This is a genomic window from Xanthobacter nonsaccharivorans, from assembly GCF_043194755.2.
GTDB classification, from domain to species: domain Bacteria; phylum Pseudomonadota; class Alphaproteobacteria; order Rhizobiales; family Xanthobacteraceae; genus Xanthobacter; species Xanthobacter autotrophicus_G.
Map to the genome: position 1 here is coordinate 4,094,932 of NZ_CM195526.1, position 20,023 is coordinate 4,114,954.

Sequence of the window (20,023 nt, forward strand, 5' to 3'; positions counted from 1 at the left end):
CTGACTTCAATGCGGCCTTGGAGAGCAGCTTGGGCTCACGCAGGAGCGTGCGCGATCTGACGAGCTATTCTGCCTCGCCATCAACGTCCTCAGAAATCTCCTGATGAAGCTTCGGGCCCTTCGCGAGACGGCGGCCGAGAGCTGTGACAAACTGATCATAGCGTTCGCCAGCTTTGGCGCGCGCGGCCTGCGCAGCAGGTTCTGGCAAACTCGGTGTGGTGGTCACCCAGAAGCGCACGAAGACTGCGAGCATCTCGACCGATATTCCGATATCGCGCTCCATCCGCGACATGCGTCGGTCGAGCTGGTCGAGGCGTTTCGTGATGACGGCCTCCTGGCGTTCGGCGGCATCGGGTGAGAGGAATGACTCGATCGCCGCCTCCGCGACCAACGATCGCGAATGGTCGCGGCGCGCGGCGTGATCTGCGAGCCGGTTCATGACAGAGGGGTCGAGATAGACGGAGAGGCGTTGCTTGCGGGGTGGTTTCGTCACGGGCGTCTCACAGCTCCATGCCGTCACCGGGGTCGAGCGAGACCTGGCGCGCGACGCCCTGCATGAGCCGGTTCATACGGCTGGTGCGCACGGCATCGTCGTCAGACTCGTCCCGATCGGTATCGATCTCGAACGGGTTGTCGATTGGCACTTTCTTCTCGACGGGGTTCACCCGATTGAGTTCCGGTTGCTGGCGGCGTTCCGACTCGGTTGGATCTTCATCGGCGGGCTGCGCTAGCAAGGTGGCCTCGGCAATCTGTGGTCGGGCTGGCAACTGGTGCGTGGTCCAATCGTCGGGCTGTCCTTGCTGCGACGTTGTGAGCGCGGGCGGCGGCAGCAGGCGTTCCTTGAACCGAGCATCCTCGTAATAGCGCGCCTTCTTCGCACGAATCGGCGGCGTGCCCGCCGCCATGACGATCTCGTCGGTGGGAGGGAGCTGCATGATTTCGCCAGGTGTGAGCAGTGGCCGAGCTGTTTCCGAGCGCGAAACCATCAGATGGCCAAGCCAGGGGGACAGCCGGTGGCCGGCATAGTTCTTCATGGCCTTCATCTCGGTGGCGGTGCCGAGGGCGTCCGAAACGCGCTTGGCGGTACGCTCGTCGTTGGTCGCGAAGCTGACGCGCACATGGCAATTGTCGAGGATCGAATTGTTCGCCCCGTAGGCCTTTTCGATCTGGTTTAGGGATTGCGCGATCAGGAAGCTCTTCAGACCGTAGCCGGCCATGAAGGCCAGTGCTGACTCAAAGAAGTCGAGCCTCCCCAGCGCCGGAAACTCGTCCAACATCAGCAGGAGACGATGGCGTTCGCCCTTTGCTTGCAGATCCTCGGTCAGGCGTCGGCCGATTTGATTGAGGATCAGTCGGATAAGCGGTTTGGTGCGGTTGATGTCGGATGGTGGCACGACGAGATAGAGTGTTGCCGGGTATTTTCCGCCCACGATATCGGAGATCCGCCAGTCACAGCGCCGCGTCACTTCGGCGACGACGGGATCGCGATAGAGTCCCAGGAACGACATGGCGGTAGAGAGCACGCCTGAGCGTTCGTTGTCGGATTTGTTGAGGAGCTCGCGTGCGGCGCTGGCGATCACGGGATGCGGTCCGGCGTCGCCGAGATGCGCCGTCTTCATCATCGCATCGAGGGTGGATTCAATTGGTCGCTTCGGATCAGAGAGGAACGCCGCGACGCCGGCCAGAGTCTTGTCCTTTTCCGCATAGAGGACGTGGAGGATCGCGCCGACTAGCAGCGCATGGCTCGTCTTTTCCCAATGGTTCCGCTTGTCCAACGACCCTTCTGGGTCGACCAGGATGTCGGCGATGTTCTGGACGTCGCGAACCTCCCATTCGCCGCGGCGCACCTCGAGCAGAGGATTGTAGGCAGCGGATTTTGTGTTGGTCGGGTCAAAGAGCAGCACGCGGCCGTGCCTGGCGCGGAAGCCGGCGGTGAGCTGCCAGTTCTCGCCCTTGATGTCGTGAACAATCGCCGAGCCCGGCCAGGTCAACAGCGAGGGCACAACGAGGCCAACACCCTTGCCGCTTCGGGTGGGCGCGAAGCACAGAACATGTTCAGGCCCATCATGGCGCAGATAAGCGTGCTCGTAGCGTCCCAGCACGACACCATCGGGACCGAGAAGGCCGGCCGTCTCCACCTCCTTCTTCTCGGCCCAACGCGCCGAGCCATAGGTCTCGACCTTCTTGGCCTCGCGTGCACGCCAGACCGACATGCCGATGGCGACGGCGATCGAGATGAAGCCACCGGACGCCGCGATGAAAGCGCCTTCGACGAAGATCGCGGGTGCGTAGGCGTCGAAGCCGTACCACCACCAGAAGAAGGAGGGTGGCAGATAGAAAGGAAAGCCGAACAGCGTGAACCACGGCGCGCCCAACTCCGGCTGGAACGCCAATCGCCAAGCCACCCATTCCGTTGCGCCCCAAGTGGTGGCGAGGACGATCAGGAAAACGGTGAGGATCTGGCCCCATAGGATCTTCGTGGCGGACATTGGAACGGTCCTTTCGGAGAGAGGTTAGAGGCCGAGCCCTCGTTTGCGGCCAAAGCTCCAGTCGATGCCGCCATCATCGCGGGCGACGCCGGAAACATGCTTGCCGAGGTGCTTTTCCAGAGAGGGTGACCAGGGCACGAGTTGGAAGCCGAGGCCGTCGTCCAGCATGGCAAAGCGGCCGGAGGCGAGTGCCAAACGCTGGCGGTAGGTGCCGGCAACATACTCGCCGCTTCCCGCGCGATTGAACGGCTGGCCTGTTTCGGCGGAGAGTTTTTCGCCGGCCGCTTCCAGCTCGCGACGGCGCAGCGTGTCGATCAGCCCGCGATTGAAGGTGACACGCTGGCCGTGTCGCTCGCCGAAGCCCTGTCCGACCAGATGATCCGCGCGTCGATCCAGCGCCTGCCGTACCTCGGCGCCGAAGCCGGCCTCGGACAGGGCGGCAGGTTCGCGCGCGATGTTCTGCCGATCGAGCCAAGTCGCGCCGGTTGCCGTGACCTGACGATCGATATCGAGATCGGAGCGGACGGCGATTGCGACCCGGCGCTGTCCCTGTGCATCATCGAACGCACGCAACTCGACGATCGAACCCGCCGCGCTGTCACCGGCGGCTTCGAGATCGGGCAGCTTGATGTGATGGGTGCGGCCGTCGACGCCGTCGACCACGGCGTAGGCGGAGCCCTTCAGCTCGTCATCAAGACCGCGATCGACCAATCGGCCGATCACGGGCGCATCGAGGCTTTCGGCCGCGAGCACATAGCCCGCCGAGCCGCGTTCGATGCCGCGATCCGTCAAAGCCCGGTGCATGCGTTTGATGATGTCGCCGCGCTCGCCGAGTTCACGCAGAGTCGCCTCGGCCTTCGTGTCGATCGCCCATTGACCGGGGCCGACCTGCTCGGCGAGGCCGAGTGTTTCCAGCTTGCGGAGCCGTCCGACCTTCAGCGCATGAAATTCGTCGAGCCGGACGTTCGGATCGATCGCCGTCTCGATGACGCCCGTGGCATGGCCATCGCGGATAAGCTGGCGGTCAAGCTGCGTGAAGCGCTCGGCATCGACCTGGCGTTTCAGGCTGCGCTGGATGTCGAGGTCGGTGCGCGGCCCTAATTCCTGCGTGATGAGGTCACGCGCGCGGTCGCGCATTCCTTCCTTGATGTAGTCGCGTGAGATGACGAGGTCCTGCCCGTCGTCACGGACCCCGCGCACGATCAGGTGGACATGGGGATGCTCGGTGTTCCAGTGGTCGACCGCCACCCAATCGAGGCGGGTGTCGAGATCCTTTTCCATCTGCGTGACGAGATCGCGGGTGAAGGACCGCAGGTCGGCCATGTCGGGCGCATCGTCGGGCGAGACGATGAACCGGAAATGGTGGCGGTCGTCCTGGCACCGTTCCGCAAAGGCCTTCGGATCGGCGTCGTCGCCCCCGGGACCGAAGAGATGGGCCTTCTCCCCATCGCGGGTCACGCCTTCGCGGCGCAGATAATTGAGGTGGGTCGCGAGCGGCGCCGAGCGCGATGTCTGGCGCACGACGCGCGCCTTGATGACAGCGCCGCGCGTTCGCGCGGTGAGCAGCCGGTTCGCCTGGATGCTCGCACGCTGGCCCCGCCCGAAGCGCGAGCGGTTGCCGGACACGATCCGGCCGGAGCGTGAGACGCCGGCCCCGGCCTTCTTCGCCGCGGCGAGAGCCTGCGCGATGAAGGGACGAGCCTGCTGCGCACGGGTCGAGCGGATGCGGCCCGGCCGGATGCGGAAATCACTGTCGCCGGTCATGGCTGATGCCTCGCACATCGCGCCAAGCACAGGAAATCGCAGGAAAATCGGCGTAGTCGTGAGGTGCGGGGAAATCCCGCACATCGCGAAATCGCCTCATAACCTATTGAAAAACCACAACCGACCCAAGCCGCACCTCGCGGCCTTTTATCCTGCCATCGTCCGGTCGTGTTGCCTGCCTCTACCCTCATCGCACACCATGACGCGCTTGAGCACGCTATCGTGCGATCAGGAACCGGGCTGCTCATGGCGCATTCCTTTGGCCCGAACGCGGGACAAACAGCCCGCCCGACTGCGGCTCGATGGCGGAAACATCGCGCACGGACGATGTCGTCATCGCGGCATCGGAAGCGCGCTCGGCCGGTACGGGAACGGGTATCGATATGCGCTCAGCTTGCGCGATGAACAGCGGCGCGCGTGTCCAGGCGAGTGCATCGGCCGCGGCGGCCACGATCGGCCAAGTCGCATCGCCGCTGGTCACCGACGGCGCGACGATGGCGACATAGGCGCGCGTTTCCGCGGGCAGCGCCCGGCCCTTCAGCGAGTCCTCGTAACGACCAGGACCGGCATTGTAGGCCGCGATCCAGCCGGGCGATCCGTAGCGATCGAACAGCTCGCGGATGTAGCCGGCGCCGGCGATGATGTTGTCATGCGGATCATAAGGATCAGCGCCGAGACGGTGGCGAAGGCGCAAGCCTGCCCAAGTGGGCGGCATGATCTGCATCAGGCCCATCGCGCCCTTCGGCGAAAGGGCGCGTGGATCGCCTGCACTTTCGGCACGCATCACCGCCCTGATCCATGCGATCGGAACGCCGAAGCGCCGCGAAGCCTCGGCGATATGATCGCCATAGGGATCGCGTGGCGACGGTCGATCGGCGCCCAAGTCCTGCGCCATCGTGATCGCCGGCATGATGCTCGCGAGGCTAAGGCCGGAAAGGAGGAGGAGAGCCATGCGCCGGGCAGCGCAGCGCGGCCCGGACGCAATCGAACGGCTCCTCGGTTGACGAGAGCCAAGCATCGCTCAGTCCTTCTCGCCGCGATCGCGCGGACGCGACCAATGCAGCGACCAGGCCGAGCCGCCATCGTCGTCGCGGAACATGTTGGCGCGGATCGGGTGCGGGAATGTCGGATCGTCGATCAGCAGCGCGACGTATTCGCCGGCCTTCTCTCCGGAGCGTTTCCATCCGGCGCCGATCTCCGCGCCCGGCTCATTGTTCATGCCGTCGAAGACATGCACGCGATACTGCGGTGCGTTCTCAACCTCGGTCGGTTCGGCTGCGATGATTATGACGTCCTGGTTCAAAACCAGCGTCGTCAGATGCCCGACGAAGCCGGTCTCGTCGCGCGTGAATTCGCCAATCTGGGGCATGTCAGTCTCCTTCGCGGTGGGGATTGGGACAGCCATCGGCGAGCACCGCTCCCGCCGAATGGGAAGGCGGTCAGCGTGTCGGCGCACGCCATTCGAAGCGGCCGGTGCCGTCTTCATCGGTCCACAGTGGGACGGCACGGCCGATGATCTGGTCGGTCGAGATCAGGCCGAAGTAGCGGCCGTCGAGGCTGTCGCGGACCTGCCAGTTCATGAGGAAGACTTCGCCAGTCTGGACCCGGCGGCAGCCTTGCCAGACGGGAAGATCGCGGCCTGCGCGATCGCGCTCCAGTGCCGCACCGACCTCCACACCATCGACGGTGATAGTGAGGTTCGAACGGCAAACGGTCTGCCCGGAGACGGCGAGGATGCGCTTCATCAGCGGCACGCCCTTGGGCAGGTAGCCGCGCTCGGCGAGGAATGTCGCGAGCGGCTCGGGCGCATCGACCGCAACGAGATCGGTAACGTCGAGCGGCCCGTCGAAGTCGATCGAATAGAACCCGATGGGCGCGCTCGCCGATGCGTTCCAGATCAGCTTGATGGGCATCGGCGTGAGGCCGGGATAGCCGACGCTGAGCGCGGCGAGCGTCGTCGCCAGGAGAAGTCCGGCGCGGCTCACGACTCGGCCTTTCGGCGCAGCAGGAATGCGCGATGATGGTCGAGCGTGTAGGTGCGCGGCTCGTGTCCAGCAGCGAGCCGGTTGTGGACGTGACGCCAATGATCGGGCGAAACCGCTTCGGGATCGATGCCGATGCGCTCGATGGCGTCGATCGCCTGCAGCACGCGCTCGACCCTGGGCCAGCTCTCGACCTTCAGCAGGATTTCGCCGCCAGGACGAACGAAAGGCAGCGTCTGGTACGTCTCGCCGCGCGCAACCGAGCGCACGACGTCGATGCGCGAGATGATCGTTCCGAAGTCATTCGAGGCCCAGCGCACGAAGGCGAAGACCGCGCCGGGGCGAAAAGACAGGACACGCCGACGGCGATCGAGAATCTGTTCGTGGGCGTGCGTGCCGAAGCGGATCCAGTTCTCGATCTTCTTCTCAACCCAGGTCAGTTCGACATGGGTGAGATTGTCTTGGTGGCGTGCGGTCGGCGTCGGGCCGCCGCGCGCGCGGGGGGCCGCGGCGCCGGTCATGAGGGGTCTCCTTCGATGTGTGGGAATTCGCGCGCGAGCATCTCGCGCAGCATGTCGGCAACGGTAACGCCGCGCCGGAAGGCAGCGATCTTGATCCGTCCACGTAAGGCGGGCGTGACGTCGATCGTCATGCGGGCGGTGAAGGCTTCATCGTCCGGCGCGCGCGGCGCGGTGGCATCTGCGGCCTTGATCCAGGCCTCTTGATTGGTCGGACGTGCCGCAAAGCCGCGCCGTTCGGATCGCTCGCTCATGGTGAGATCCTTTCGAGCTCGGTGACGAGCGCCGCGATCTCGCGCGCGGCGGGTCCGTCGTCGTCGATCTCGAAAGCGAGCCGGCCCGATTGCGCGGCGTCGGCGTAGATGACGCGCTGTCCGATCGCCGTGCGCAGCACTGGCGGATCGTGGTCGGCGAGCGTCTCGGCCGTCTCGCGGGCGATCACGGTGCGCGCGCCGCAGCGATTGAGGACGAAGCGAGCGCGAAGCTCCGGCCGATAGATGCGCGCCTCCGACAGGAGCGCCAGCATCTCGGCCGAGGCCCAACCATCGAGCGGCGACGGCTGCACGGGGATCAGCACGAGGTCGGCGGCGAGCAGCGCGGATCGCATCAGCCCGGCGACGCGCGGCGGCCCGTCGATCACCACATGATCGACATCGCGCGCCAGCTCGGGCGCCTCACGGTGGAGCGTGTCGCGCGCCAGGCCGACGACGCCGAACAGGCGCGGCGCGTGCTCGCGGGCGCGTTGCTGCGACCAGTCGAGCGCCGAACCCTGGGGGTCCGCATCGACGAGCGTGACCCGCTTTCCCCTACCGGCCCATTCGCCGGCTAGGTGCAGCGCCAGCGTCGTCTTGCCGACGCCGCCCTTCTGGTTGAGGAAGGCCACGATCATCGGCGGCCTCCCGGGCGTGGACCGAAGGGAAGCTGCGGAGGGCCGGAGGTCCCGTTTCTCGCCGCGCCAGCGTTGGTAAGAGCGGCGCTGCTGGTGCGCCGCTTGCCAGCGGCGCTTAGCGCGTTCGCGGCCTGCCGGACGAGGTTTTCCACCTCTCGCGCGCGCTCTTCAAAGTTAGATTCTCTGTTAGATTCTAAGTTAGCGAGGCGATTTTCGGTTCTGCTGTCGTGGGTTAGGCCGTGTTTCGGTTCCCGTTGGCACGAGGGGCCGGTTCCTGATGGCACGCGCTTTCGGGTTCCCGATGGCACGAAGCCTTTCACAGCTTTTCCACAGGGCGGCGTCCGCTCGAAAGCGAGCAACGTTCGGCCGCCGGCCTCGATCTCGAGGAACAGCGTGTAGCCGGGAAGCGGCTGGCGACGGATGATGTCGCGCAGCTCGAAGGCGAAGCGTTTGTACGGTGACAACGCGCCGGATTTCTGGTGGAGGTGGCGAAAGTCGAATCGCCAGCCATTGCGCTGGCGCCCGCCGTGCTTGCGCACCAGGCGATAGAGCCAGCGATCGAGCCCGCCTGTGAGATCGAAATAGGCCCGGTCGATCGTCAGCACGAGCGCATCGTCGAGAACGGCCTGATAAAACCAGTCCGGGACGATCATCTCGATCCCGTCCGGCTTGCCGTTGCGGTTGGTGCGCTCCTTCCACTCGTTGATCCACGAGAAGCGATGACGCCGGCCCTCGGCGGATTGGCGGATCGAGGTGCAGACCGTCGTGGATTGCAGACGATCGAGCGCGGCCTTCAAGCGCTGATAGTCGCGTAAGGACGTGCCGCGGCCGATGAATTTGAGAATTTCATAGGGCGTGGCGACCATCAGGCGCGACGTGCGCAGGCCGGCGTCACGCGCCTCGACGATCTGGCTCGCCGCCCAGATCAGGATGTCGGCGTCCCAAATGGTCGCCATGCCGTGATCGGGCACGGCCTCGACGCGGATCGACACATTGCCGGCGGCGAAGTCGATCGGCGCGACGCGGTGCGATTTGGAGAGGGAGAAAAACGGATAGGCCATGAGATCCTGTGCGTCTCGTGCTGCGAACTCGCCGGGGAGCGCACGGAACAGATCGAGCTGCCCGCGCTCCGAGAGGGACTGGTGTCGCGCCGCCATTCGGGAATCCGGGGGCGATCAGCGCGCGTATCGTCCGGCATGTGCCGGCGGCGCAGGCGTATGGCGCTTGGCCGGAAGCACGCTGCCGCGCGGATCGGAGGTGGAGGTGACGGCGCCGCGCTCGGCCCAGGCCTCAAGATCGTCGACCGCATAAACGACGCGACCGCCGAGCTTGCGATAGGCCGGACCCGTTCCGTAAGTCCGATGCTTTTCGAGGGTGCGGGCCGATAGGCTGAGGAATTCGGCGGCTTCCTTGGTGCGCAGGTAGCGCGGCGGGAGAACGGCGAGATCAGGTCGCATGGGAGGGCCTCCGTGGGTTCGTTGGGGCCGCCGGGAAGCGGCGGGTAACGAAGGCCACGTTGGCGAAGCAGGGCCGGCGAGATGCAGGGCGAATTCAGGGGGGCCTAAATTCGCCCACCAAGAGTCGGATGGAGATCGGCTAAAGTTGCCGCCGATGACGAAGCAACGTGCGATACCCACCCACCATCATCGCGCGGGCATCTCGAAGCAGGGCTTTGGTGGCGTGGCGGGCGGAAGATGCCTGCCAGTCGTCGCGACCGAGAGCGCCGATCCGAAATATGACCTGCGCAATTTCTTGCTGGGTCGCGCCCGCGCGATGACCGTCGAAGGCCTGCAGCATCCGGCACAGCCGAGCACGTTGCTGCCGTGTCAGTCGGGTGTCGGGCGGTATGGCGCGGCCATGGAGGGCGGAGAGCAAGCGGGCGACCGATTGGAGCCGGTCGAAGCCTTCCAGGCCGAGCGGGATGAAGGCGCCAAGAGATTTGGCGGGTCGTGTCTCGGACGGATGAACAAGCGCTACGCGCTGACCGTTTCCGAGATCGAGAACCAGATGGGTCTCGCTGCCGACATCGACGCTTACGGCGGCGTCGATCGTCGGTTGGGGATCAGCGCTTGCGGACGGAATATCCGGAGGTGGGCCAAGAACGATGGCGCTTGTGTCTTCCTGGGGAAGCCAGATCACCTGCGCTTCGGGAGGTGCCTGCATCGGGTCTACGGGGAAATCGCAACCCCCACCGCTGCCCGATCCCGTCGGTCAGCGTGCGCAGATCACTTTCGCTGTCGCCGAGCGCTTGAAAATCCCTGTCGTAGGTTTCGTTGCGGCGCAGCCATTCCCACGCGACGTCGGACGCGGTCATGTCGGCGACGTGCGCATAGCGTTCCGATGAACGCCAGCCGGAAGCATCTGGTGTCATCGCGATCCTCCCTAGTCTTTGAATTTGTGGGAGAGTCAGGATTCCCGGCTGGGTTGTTCAGTGGAAGTCAGAGGGCCGGCAAAGGGTGGTGCCGAAACGGCATCGCGGCGATCACTGTGCGGAGCGGACCAAGTCTCGATAGCCGTGCTCGGTCATCCACTGCGCGCGGGCGAGATGCGTGTCATGGACCTGGCGGCACCGCTGCGGCTCACGTGCCGTATCGAGGCCAAAGAGAATCTGGACGGCTTCGCGCCAATCAGCTCCGTCGCGCGAGGAATCGAGCAGGCGCAGATAGAGAACCATATGCTCGCGGTCATAGGCCGTGAGGGTCTGGCTGATCGGAGGCGCATCGAGAAACGGCGGCATCGCGGATTCCATCAGGCGACTATATTCGCGCGGAAAGCATTCGTTAACACTCGTGCCCGGCATTACTGTGACAACGTGCGATGGATGGTGTGCGCCACGCGATCACGGCGCTGCTAACGCCTCGTCGGCCGGTCGTCCCGCTCATGGAGCAGCAGCACTCCTTCGCCCTTGTCGGTGGAAAGCAGGACGATACCGGCTGTTTCAAGCGCCCTTCGCACCTGATCGCGCGTCGACTCGTACACCTCTAATCCACTTTCGGACTCAAGGCGCTTGAGCGCGGTTAGCGATGTCCGGGCCTTGTCAGCGAGCGTCTCCTGTGTCCACCCCAGCAACGCGCGTGCGGCCCGCGATTGTCGGGCGGTGATCATGCATGATCACCTCCCACCGACGGACACACGCTTGCCAGAACTACGACTATAATAGTCGTTCTTTGCGCCCATTGCGAGGGTAATCGGCGTCTCAGGGCTGGCGGTGCCCTCGCCGGGCGGCCGAAGTGATTCGCGCTAGCAGTGGAAAGGCCCCGGCCTGTTCGGCCGGGGCCTTGCTCGGGGCTCAGTCGCCGCGGCGGGTCGGGCGGGACCAGATCAGCGAGTGGGTGTCGCCGTCCTCGTCGTCGAAGAGGTTGGCGTAGATGGGGGCGTTGAAGCTCGGATCGTCGAGCTTGAGGCCCAGATAGTCGCGGCCCTCGTTGGAGCGCTTGGACCAGGCGGCGCCGATTTCCGCGCGGCCGACCAGAACCCGGTGGCTGGGGGCGTTCTCGCCGGTGGCGCGGGTGTCGGGGACGATGCGCACGCCCTTGGCTTGGACGCTGAGGGTTACGATTTCGCCGGTGAACTCGTTCGAGCCGGTCTTCTTGAAGGTGCCGATGGTCGCCATTGTAAGTCTCCGTTTCGTTTTCGGGACCGCTCCATTGCGGCCTCGATGGCGATCGACAGGCCGGAGGCGACCGACGCCGCATCGCTTGCGACCGGAGCAACGCGGAGGATGGCAGGAACGACTTTGTTGTTTCGCGAGGAATGACGGCCTTGGCCGGCAGGGGAAGAAAGTCGGGACGCGCCGTTGCGGCATAGGCGGTCGAGGCGCAGCCGTCCTTCGGTCAGATCAGGCCATTGGAGAGGCCGTTCGGAGCGGTCTGGAGACAATCAGGAACGGAAGATCATGGCGACCCGGTCGCAACCAGCAGACGGCGCAAGCTGAAGATCATCTGCGACCCGTCCTCCCCTTGTACAGGCGAGGGTCGAGCTTTCGTTTCGAAGTCGGCCAGTGGAGATGACGCCCTCGACTTCGTGTTGCACCGTTCCCGCGCACAGAGGCGCCGAGCAGAAATCCGGGCGCTGTTGAGGCGGCCGCACGATGGGCTTCAGTCAGGTTCCGGTGACGCGGCTCCCTCTCCAACTGCACAACGCTGAGGGCTGAAACCCCCGACTGGTCGTCCCGGCGACGGTTCCGTCGTGGTGTCAGGCTGGTGCAATGCCCTGGCTGGACGGGCCGGTGCTTGCCATCCCAGCGACGCGCGCGAACGCGGTGACGCCGACCGCGACCGCACCGATGACGGAGAACACGAGCTGCCAGGTCTCCGACGGCATGGTGTGTTTCACGATGCCATGCGTGGCGTGGAAGCCGGCGATCGCCGCGGGTGCGACAAATGCCAGCGCGATCAGCAGGCGTGCCCAGAGCGGGCGGACAATTCCAAGCAAGAGCTGCCCCACGCCCAACGTCAGGCCGGCGCCGAGCATGCCGATAAGGATGGCGCCGAGCCAGCCCGCGCCAGTGTCATAGGCCCAGGTGCCGGCGGTCACGCCCGCGAAGAATGGCAGTGCGAACACCGCGAGCGTGAACAGCAACCAGCACAAGATGCCGATGGCTGCGAAGGATAGGACAATGCCGAGGATAATCATGGTGGTGTCTCCGAAAGAGCAAATTCTGACGGTCGCGCCTTCCACCACCACCACGGCGCATTCGGGAGCATAGCAAAAGCTGTGCTCCGTCGGGAGCGGAAACCGCAGGGGTCTCCGCGTCGCCTGGAAGGGTGGCGCGCCGTCATGGCGCGAAGGGATCGACCTCGTGGACGATCTCCGAGACGTCGCCGTCGTATTCGTTTGCGGGTGTCACCGAGAGAGTGCCGTCGCCCGCGCGGAAGATGACGATGACGGCCATCAGCGTGGTGGCGAGGCTGAAGGCGAAGGCGTGTGCGTCGGGGAAGGACATCGATCCGGCTCCTGTTTCGAGCGGAGGACCATCCCCCCGCTGACAGGCGCCCGATGTGTTCGGCCGATGGCCGCAATCACCGCGCAGGCAACGCCGGCGCGGCGGCACGCTATGCGTAGTCCGACCCTTTACGGGTTGATGGCGTCAGGCCATCGGCTGGACCAAGGACCAGCGCCATTCAGCGGGGAGTGGTCTTCTCCGGGCTGGAAGCCGAGTCGATGTGGCCGTGACGTTGGTGAAGCCGTACTGTCTGCGCGAGCTGCCGTGCGACCTCACCTGCGTCATCCGCAAAGCCTGGTGGCCATTTCCTCGACGGCTCGCGCTGAAACCCGCCACGCTGAAAATGCGGATGGAGGTGGCTGATAATCCACTCGATGCGTGAAGGAGGCACCAAGCCGGCTTGAGCCGAATAATGGAGTGCCTTGGCGAGATCGTGCCCGATGTTCGCGCGGTTCCAAACATCATCGGTCGCGACGTTAAGCAGATAGGATTTGAGGAGGAGTTCGATGGCAATTGCAATCGCATGAAGGGCTTGATTGTCGAATCCTTGATCCGCCGCCCATTCGGCGGCTGCAGCCTTCACGGTGGCATTCTCCAGGAAAACCGCAGCGAGAACGGCGTCCGAACGTGCCGGTTTCGGGAGTGGCTTCAGTCGCTGCATTCGTTGCGTTATGCCATAGGCTTGGCCGTTTAGCAGGTGCCCGATGCGGCGGCGCTTACGCGCCGCCGAATTTCCACACCGGGATGCCGAGCTTCTTGGCTTTGTCGGCGAGGTTGTCATTGATGCCGGTGCCGGGGAAGTGCAGCACGCCCTTCGGCAGGATTTGCAGCATCTCGTCATTGCGTTTGAAGGGTGCTGCCCGGCCGTGCTTCGTCCAGTCGGGTGCAAAGCCGATCTGTGGGACATTGCGATTCCTGGCCCAGAGAGAAGCGATCTTCTCGGCACCCTTCGGCGACTTGCCGTGGATCAGCACCATGTCGGGGTGCTTCTCGTGAACCTGGTCGAGCTTGGCCCAGATGAGGTGATGGTTGTCGAAATCGAGCCCGCCGGTGACGGCGATCTTCGGTCCAGGCGGCAGGAGCACTTCCTGCTCGGCACGCTTCTTCGCCATGATGAAGTCGCGGCTGTCGATCATCGCCGAGGTGAGGTTGCGATGATTGACCTTCGATCCTGACCGCGGGAGCCAGGCTTTGCCGACCTGGCGTTCGTAGTGCTCGGCGGCCTGGTCGCGCATCAGTTCGAAGGCGGTCTGGCGTTCGACCTGTGTCTTGCCCTCGGCGATCAGGCGCTCGAGATCGACCGACTTCACCTCGCTGCCGTCCTGTTCGCGTTGGGAGCGCTTTTGGGCCTGCTCGTTGTCGTCGAGCTCGCGGTTGATCCGTTCGGCGGCGCGATGAAAGACGTTCACGGTCGACCAGAGGAGATCGTCGAGGTCGGGTTCGAGGCGCGTGTCCTCCAGGGTCACGATCAGGGCGTCGAAGATGTCGGCGACCGCGCCCGCGACCGCGTTGCCGTCCGGCAGAAGCCGCTGATCGGGTTCGTCGGCGAAAGGCCGGTAGCCGTGGAGCTGCAATTCGTTGAGGACGTGGTCAGTCGGTGAGGATTCGTGGTGCGGTTCGTAGTCGTCGAGATCGCGCATCGGATGCTCCGTCGGATGGACCGCGACCGTCGCGGCCTTCATGGCGACGAAGCACACCGGCGGGGCGGCCCTGCACCCGGAGCGCGAGCGAGGGCCGGAGCGTCAGCGGAGGATGGCGGAGGCCGGCTATTTTGTTTCGCGATGGAAAGCGGCCCCTTGGGGCCGCGCCGGAAAATAGTCGGCCGCAGCCATTGCCGGGCCGGCCTGCCTGTGGGCCGATCGCCCTCTCGAAGGCCGAGGCGCGGTCCTCTCCGATCCGCTGCGTCTGAGCGAGTACGGCGGCGGGGCCGCTGCCGCTTCCTTACCGGCTATGCCGCCAGCGCCATGAAGCGTGCGACGTCCTGCGGCCCGAGCTGTACCCGAGTCTGACTGCGCAATGTCGCGATGCCGAGGGTGCGGAGATCCTCGTTGAAGTCCCCGAGCTGTGGAGAGATCACGATCGCCTCGATCCCGGCCGCGTTCGCCCGTTCGATCAGGCTGTCACGCGCACCATCGCCTGCCGGATCGTCATCGCGCAGGATGTAGAGCCGCCGCAGCGTGTCCGGGAACAGGATGGCGGCGAGATGTGCCGCGGAGAGCGCCGCCACCATCGGCATGTTGGGCACGACCTGGCGGATTGAAAGGACCGTCTCGATGCCTTCGCCGGCTGCCATCACTTCGCCACCAGCGCCAAAGCGGACCGCGTTGCCGAGGAGATCGCCCATCGCCCGGCGCGGGGTTTCGAATGGCGCCTTGTCGTGGCGTCGTGAGTCGAGCCAGGTGCGATGCGCCCCGGTGATCATGCCGTCGAGGTCAGTGACAGCGGCGATCATGGCCGGCCAAGTCTCGGTCGGCGCATGCTCGTCCGGGCGATAATAGCAGTGCGGGTGGAAATACAGATTTCCGGCTCCACGGAGATCCGTAATGCCGCGTTGCCGGAGATACGCCGCGACGATTGTGCCCGCAATCGGCTGCGACATGCGGATGAGGCGCCGTGCGGCTTCGGGCGATCCATGTGGTGCGGGCGCCAGCGGCTGGAAGGCGGAGGGTTCCGGCGCTGGTGGTGGCATGCTGAGGAAGAGCCGAGCCTCGTCGGCGACATCCTTGAAGTCGATGAGGCCGCAGCTCTCGCGGATGACGTCGAGGAGGTCTCCATGCTCGCCGGTAGCGGCGTCAGTCCATTTCCCGGCGGGGCCTTTGGGCGAGTCCTTGAGCCGGACGTACATCGAGCGGCCCTTAGTGTTACGGGCGTCGCCCACCTGCCAGTAGTTGCCCTGACGGTGGCCATTGCTGAGATAATGGCGGCACACCGCCTCGGCCTGTCGGCCGAGACGTTGCGCGAGATCGGATGCGTCGAGACGGGCCATCACGCTGCCTCCCGCTCGCCGACGCGCTGGATCGGGTAGGTGCCGATCAGCTTGCCGATGATGGTCGCGCCGTCCGCGCCGACGGGCACGAAGAAGCGGAGCTTCCACGAGATGATCTCGCTGAAGAGGCCAAAGGCGCGCAGGCGCTCGCGCATCGCGTCGGTGAAGCCGGAGAGTTCGATGCGATCGGCGCCCATGACGCGCACGCGACGGAGTTGGAGGCCTTCGGCGAGATCGAGGATTGTCTTGCCCTCGATGAGCGCGGCATAGGCATGGTCGGCGGACAGGTTCGTCGTTCCGACTGTCGTGGCGTTGGCGACCCATGCGGGCGACACGCGGCGGCCGATGATCCGTTCCCCGTCATCGGTCTGGAGCCGATAGACACGGCTCGACTCGTTGGGCAGCCGCTTCCAGATCGGCAGCAGCAGGCCAGCGACGATGTGGATCGTGGAATCGGAATAGGCTGGCACCTCCGCGATCTCGGCGTTCCAGGCGGCGGTGAACTCGGCGCGACTGGCGGCGATCCAATGGCTTTCGTCCATCATGCGGATGGAGGCGTGATGCTGCTCCATCGGCCGGATCAGCCGCACGCGGCGTTCGATCTCCCCGTCGTCGAGCATCAGCGAAGGCGCTGGAAGCTGAACCGCGGCGCGGTGGGAGCGCTCGTTGACCAGCAACTTGGCGACCGGATCGTCGAGCCAAGCCATCGCCTCCTCGGCGGTCATCGGCCGGTTGCGCTCGCGCTGTTGGATGGTCAGCAGGCTGGTTTCCGCGCCGGTGCCGGGATGGGTGTAGATGGTCTGGCGATCGGTGACGACGAAGCTCTCCGCGCGCAGCGTCTCCAGTCCGATGTCGTAGATGCCGGCGGCGATCGCGCCCTCGACCTTGGCGGTCAGAAGCTGCTCGAAGGCGGCGAACAGGACGTCCTGCAGGTCGATGGTGAGCGCGAGCAGGCGGTTGAGAAAGGTTGTGATCGGCGGGAGCTCGTCCTTGATGCCGTTGTCGTCCATCAGCTTCAGGCCGGTCGTGTCCTCGAACCGCTGGAGCGAGCACCCTTCGATCTTGCCGCGGACGATCAGGATGTAGAGCTGGCGAAGCGCATCGCGCGCATAGTGGCTCTCCAGATTGTCCTCGGGTCGGAACAGGCCCTGGCCGCCGGTCTGGCGCTGTCCGCGCGTGATCGCGCCCAGCGTGTCGAGCCGGCGCGCGATGGTCGATAGGAAGCGCTTCTCCGCCTTCACATTGGTCGCGATCGGACGGAAGAGCGGCGGCTGCGCCTGGTTGGTGCGGTGGGTGCGGCCGAGGCCTTGGATCGCGGCGTCGGCTTTCCAGCCCGGCTCAAGCAGATAGTGGACGCGAAGCCGCGTGTTCCGTGCCGACAGCTCCGCATGGTAGCTGCGGCCCGTACCGCCGGCATCGCTGAACACGAGCACGCGCTTCATGTCGTCCATGAAGGCCTGGGTCTCGGCGAGATTGGCGGACGCCGCGCGGGTCTCGACCACAAGGCGCTGTCCCTTGCGCACGATACGACGCGAGCGGCCGGTGACTTCGGCCACCACGTCCGCGCCGAAATGCTGGACGATCTGGTCGAGCGCGCCCGGCACCGGCGGAAGGCTCGCGAGTTTCTCGATCAGCTCGGTGCGGCGGGCGACCGCCTCGCGGCTCTCGACCGGCTGGCCGTCGCGAAAGACCGGACGCGAGGACATATTGCCCTCGCCGTCGCTGAAGGGCTCGTAGAGCTGCACCGGGAAGGAATGGGCGAGATAATCGAGGACATATTCGCGGGGCGTGATGTCGACGCGAATGTCATTCCACTCCTCGGTCGGAACTTCGGCCAAGCGCCGTTCCATCAGCGCCTCGCCGGTCGAGACGATCTGGATGACCGCGGAATGCCCGGCCTCCAGGTCCGCCGCGATCGAGCGGATCAACGTCGGCGTCTTCATCGATGTTAGCAGATGACCGAAGAAACGCTGCTTGGCGCTTTCGAAGGCGGAGCGCGCGGCGGATTTGGCCTGGCGGTTCAACGTCCCGGTCGAGCCGGTGATGTTGGCCGCCTGCATGGCCGCATCGAGATGGTTGTGGATGATGGCGAAGGCGCCGGCATAAGCATCGTAGATGCGCCGCTGCTCGGCGGTCAGCTCGTGCTCGACCAGCTCATATTCGACGCCGTCGAACGACAGCGATCGGGCGGTGTAGAGGCCGAGCGCGCGAAGGTCGCGGGCAAGCACCTCCATCGCCGCGACGCCGCCGGCCTCGATCGCCTCGACAAACTCGGCGCGGGTCGAGAAGGGAAAATCGTCGCCACCCCACAGACCGAGGCGCTGCGCGTAGGCAAGGTTCTGGACCGTGGTGGCGCCGGTGGCGGAGACATAGACGACGCGGGCATTGGGCAAGGCGTGCTGCAGGCGAAGCCCCGCGCGCCCTTGCTGCGAGGGCGTGACATCGCCCCGTTCTCCCTTGCCGCCGCCAGCGTTCTGCATCGCGTGCGCCTCGTCGAAAATGATCACTCCGTCGAAATCGGAGCCCAACCATTCGACGATCTGCTTGACCCGCGAAACCTTCTCGCCGCGGTCGTCGGAACGCAGCGTGGCATAGGTTGTAAATAGGACGCCTTCCGGCAGAGCGATCGGCTTGCCCCGCGGGAAGCGCGAGAGCGGCGTGACCAGCAGGCGCTCCATGCCGAGTGCGGACCAGTCGCGCTGCGCATCCTCAATCAGCTTGTCGGATTTGGAGATCCAGACCGCCTTGCGCCGGCCCTGCATCCAGTTGTCGAGCACGATGCTGGCCGACTCGCGCCCCTTTCCGACGCCGGTGCCGTCGCCGATGAAGAAGCCGCGGCGGAAGCGGACGACGCCGTTTGCATCATCGGCGGCGGCCGCCACGACATCGAAAGTGTCGTCGATGGTCCAGGAACCTGCGAGAAAATCGGAATGGGCTTCGCCCGCGAAGATCAGGGTTTCGAGCTGGGAGTCTGAGAGCGAGTCCATGATGGTCGCTGGCAGCGTCGGCCGATAGCTCGGCTTGGGCGGGGCGACCGAGGCCATGGCGGCGGATTGCACGAGCTTGGTGGGATGGGCCTGAGAGCCGGGAATACGGATCGTCTGCAATCCGTATTGCTCGTAGATCGCGTCGCTGAGGCGGGCGCCCTCGGCCGGGGTCCAGTCGACGGTCTCATAGGCGAGCGGCACGCCCTCGGGATCGGCGAGGCCCACGCGGGTCGCCGATGTCGCCGCGGTGCGCGCGAGATAGCCGCGAACGGTGCGCGGCGTGGCGCCGGTCGGCATGACCTGAACAGCAGGCGCGACAGCCAGGCGCGGCGGCACATGCTCGGCGATCCACGTCATCAGCGTGGCGATGTCGGGAGCGGTGCCGGGGGACGCCGGAAATGCGGATGGCTCGTCGGCCGGGATCTTGTCGATCACGGTCAGCCGGGTTTCGACGGTCGTGCCGTGCTTGGCATAGACTGAGCCATGGACGGCGGCGGTGAACACGACGCGGCCCCTCTCCTGCAGGCGGACGAAGGCGTCGCGCCAGGCCGGTATGTCGGGGCCGAAATTCGCGCCGGTGATCGCGACCAGGCGCCCGCCATCGGCGAGCCGCGCGAGCGCGGATGCGAGATGGCGATAGGCTGCGTCGGCGACACGCCCCTCGACATTGGCGAGGACCGAGAATGGCGGGTTCATCACCACGATTGTTGGGACGGTCGCCGGGTCGAGATGATCGTCGATCTGGGCTGCGTCGAAGCGGGTCACGGGAATGGCCGGAAAGAGGGAGGAGATGAGTGCGGCCCGGGTTTCGGCGAGTTCGTTGAGGACAAGCGTGCCGCCGGCGATCTCGGCGAGGATGGCGAGCAGGCCGGTGCCGGCCGATGGTTCGAGCACGCGATCGGCGGGTGTGATGGCGGCCGCAGTGATCGCGGCCAGGCCGAGCGGGATCGGCGTCGAGAATTGCTGGAAGGCCTGCGCCTCCTCGGAGCGGCGCGTGTGGGTGGGCAGAAGTCCCGCGATCTTGCCGAACAGAGGAACCGCCGCAGCCGGAGACCCGGCTTTGCGCAAAAGCGCCTTTCCGTATTTGCGGAGCATGAGGACGGTTGCGGCTTCGCAGGCGTCATAGGCGTCCTTCCAGTCCCAGGCGCCGGCAGTATCGGACGCGCCGAAGGCGGTCTCCATGGCGGTGCGCAAGACCGCGGCGTCGATGCGCTCGCCGCGCTCGATGTGAGGAAGGAGGAGAAGTGCCGCGGCATGGATGGCGGCAGCGTCGGTCGGCTGATCGGCGGCGGTCGGCAGCGCCGCCGCAAGGGTGTGAGCATTCATGGGAGACGTCCTCGGGAGAGCGGAGCGGGAAAGCCCGCCGGCGCTCTCTCTCGGACCGGACGGGCTCAAACCCGTCCCGGCCTTCCTCTCGCTCTCAAGGGGCGCGGCCCGGCCGCGCCATCAAGCGACAGACAATG

At 65.6% G+C, this 20,023-nt stretch carries 22 protein-coding genes; all 22 read right to left on the reverse strand.

Annotation, left to right across the window (positions count from 1 at the left end; genetic code table 11):
- Window positions 1-64: 64 nt before the first annotated feature.
- Complete coding sequence (locus V5F59_RS18705; RefSeq protein ID WP_006022598.1) at window positions 65-493, reverse strand: hypothetical protein; 429 nt, start codon at window positions 491-493, stop codon at window positions 65-67.
- A gap of 7 nt (window positions 494-500) precedes the next feature.
- A complete protein-coding gene (locus V5F59_RS18710) occupies window positions 501-2,489 on the reverse strand; it encodes a conjugal transfer protein TraG (RefSeq protein WP_006022599.1) in 1,989 nt (662 codons plus the stop codon).
- A gap of 24 nt (window positions 2,490-2,513) precedes the next feature.
- Window positions 2,514-4,253, reverse strand: coding sequence for a relaxase/mobilization nuclease domain-containing protein (locus V5F59_RS18715; protein WP_033965849.1), 1,740 nt, complete (start codon window positions 4,251-4,253; stop codon window positions 2,514-2,516).
- 244 nt (window positions 4,254-4,497) lie between these two features.
- Entirely contained in the window at window positions 4,498-5,271 is a 774-nt protein-coding gene (locus tag V5F59_RS18720) for a lytic transglycosylase domain-containing protein (RefSeq protein WP_006022601.1), read from the reverse strand.
- A gap of 3 nt (window positions 5,272-5,274) precedes the next feature.
- Complete coding sequence (locus V5F59_RS18725; RefSeq protein WP_006022602.1) at window positions 5,275-5,622, reverse strand: DUF736 domain-containing protein; 348 nt, start codon at window positions 5,620-5,622, stop codon at window positions 5,275-5,277.
- 70 nt (window positions 5,623-5,692) lie between these two features.
- Complete coding sequence (locus V5F59_RS18730; RefSeq protein ID WP_006022603.1) at window positions 5,693-6,238, reverse strand: S26 family signal peptidase; 546 nt, start codon at window positions 6,236-6,238, stop codon at window positions 5,693-5,695.
- Complete coding sequence (locus tag V5F59_RS18735) at window positions 6,235-6,756, reverse strand: DUF2840 domain-containing protein (RefSeq protein ID WP_006022604.1); 522 nt, start codon at window positions 6,754-6,756, stop codon at window positions 6,235-6,237. Before V5F59_RS18735 ends, V5F59_RS18730 begins: the two co-directional genes overlap by 4 nt.
- The gene (locus V5F59_RS18740) at window positions 6,753-7,007 is read right to left on the reverse strand and encodes a hypothetical protein (protein ID WP_006022605.1); all 255 of its coding nucleotides are present in this window, start codon (window positions 7,005-7,007) and stop codon (window positions 6,753-6,755) included. The genes V5F59_RS18735 and V5F59_RS18740 overlap by 4 nt, the downstream gene beginning before the upstream one ends.
- Complete coding sequence (gene parA / locus V5F59_RS18745; protein WP_006022606.1) at window positions 7,004-7,642, reverse strand: ParA family partition ATPase; 639 nt, start codon at window positions 7,640-7,642, stop codon at window positions 7,004-7,006. Before parA ends, V5F59_RS18740 begins: the two co-directional genes overlap by 4 nt.
- Window positions 7,639-8,799, reverse strand: coding sequence for a replication initiator protein A (locus tag V5F59_RS18750; protein WP_006022607.1), 1,161 nt, complete (start codon window positions 8,797-8,799; stop codon window positions 7,639-7,641). Before V5F59_RS18750 ends, parA begins: the two co-directional genes overlap by 4 nt.
- 18 nt (window positions 8,800-8,817) lie before the next feature.
- Window positions 8,818-9,099: a helix-turn-helix transcriptional regulator gene (locus V5F59_RS18755; protein WP_006022608.1), complete on the reverse strand. Its 282-nt coding sequence runs from the start codon at window positions 9,097-9,099 to the stop codon at window positions 8,818-8,820.
- Between the two features lie 139 nt (window positions 9,100-9,238).
- A complete protein-coding gene (locus tag V5F59_RS18760) occupies window positions 9,239-9,781 on the reverse strand; it encodes a DUF2285 domain-containing protein (RefSeq protein WP_223806899.1) in 543 nt (180 codons plus the stop codon).
- Window positions 9,705-10,013: a transcriptional regulator domain-containing protein gene (locus V5F59_RS18765; RefSeq protein ID WP_006022609.1), complete on the reverse strand. Its 309-nt coding sequence runs from the start codon at window positions 10,011-10,013 to the stop codon at window positions 9,705-9,707. Before V5F59_RS18765 ends, V5F59_RS18760 begins: the two co-directional genes overlap by 77 nt.
- 111 nt (window positions 10,014-10,124) lie before the next feature.
- Complete coding sequence (locus tag V5F59_RS18770; protein WP_024343455.1) at window positions 10,125-10,391, reverse strand: DNA -binding domain-containing protein; 267 nt, start codon at window positions 10,389-10,391, stop codon at window positions 10,125-10,127.
- 101 nt (window positions 10,392-10,492) lie between these two features.
- A complete protein-coding gene (locus V5F59_RS18775; RefSeq protein WP_006022611.1) occupies window positions 10,493-10,747 on the reverse strand; it encodes a helix-turn-helix domain-containing protein in 255 nt (84 codons plus the stop codon).
- A 184-nt stretch (window positions 10,748-10,931) separates the two neighbouring features.
- Window positions 10,932-11,255 carry a DUF736 domain-containing protein gene (locus tag V5F59_RS18780; RefSeq protein ID WP_006022612.1) on the reverse strand — a complete coding sequence of 108 codons (324 nt, stop codon included), beginning with the start codon at window positions 11,253-11,255 and terminating at the stop codon, window positions 10,932-10,934.
- 581 nt (window positions 11,256-11,836) lie between these two features.
- Entirely contained in the window at window positions 11,837-12,277 is a 441-nt protein-coding gene (locus V5F59_RS18785; RefSeq protein ID WP_006022613.1) for a hypothetical protein, read from the reverse strand.
- Between the two features lie 142 nt (window positions 12,278-12,419).
- Window positions 12,420-12,587: a hypothetical protein gene (locus V5F59_RS18790; RefSeq protein ID WP_006022614.1), complete on the reverse strand. Its 168-nt coding sequence runs from the start codon at window positions 12,585-12,587 to the stop codon at window positions 12,420-12,422.
- Between the two features lie 178 nt (window positions 12,588-12,765).
- On the reverse strand, window positions 12,766-13,170 hold the full coding sequence (locus V5F59_RS18795) for a hypothetical protein (RefSeq protein WP_137903083.1): 405 nt from the start codon (window positions 13,168-13,170) through the stop codon (window positions 12,766-12,768).
- 133 nt (window positions 13,171-13,303) lie between these two features.
- Complete coding sequence (locus tag V5F59_RS18800; protein WP_006022616.1) at window positions 13,304-14,227, reverse strand: DUF2493 domain-containing protein; 924 nt, start codon at window positions 14,225-14,227, stop codon at window positions 13,304-13,306.
- A 308-nt stretch (window positions 14,228-14,535) separates the two neighbouring features.
- On the reverse strand, window positions 14,536-15,573 hold the full coding sequence (locus tag V5F59_RS18805; protein WP_006022617.1) for a DUF7146 domain-containing protein: 1,038 nt from the start codon (window positions 15,571-15,573) through the stop codon (window positions 14,536-14,538).
- Entirely contained in the window at window positions 15,573-19,886 is a 4,314-nt protein-coding gene (locus V5F59_RS18810) for a strawberry notch family protein (protein WP_006022618.1), read from the reverse strand. Before V5F59_RS18810 ends, V5F59_RS18805 begins: the two co-directional genes overlap by 1 nt.
- Window positions 19,887-20,023: the final 137 nt, after the last annotated feature.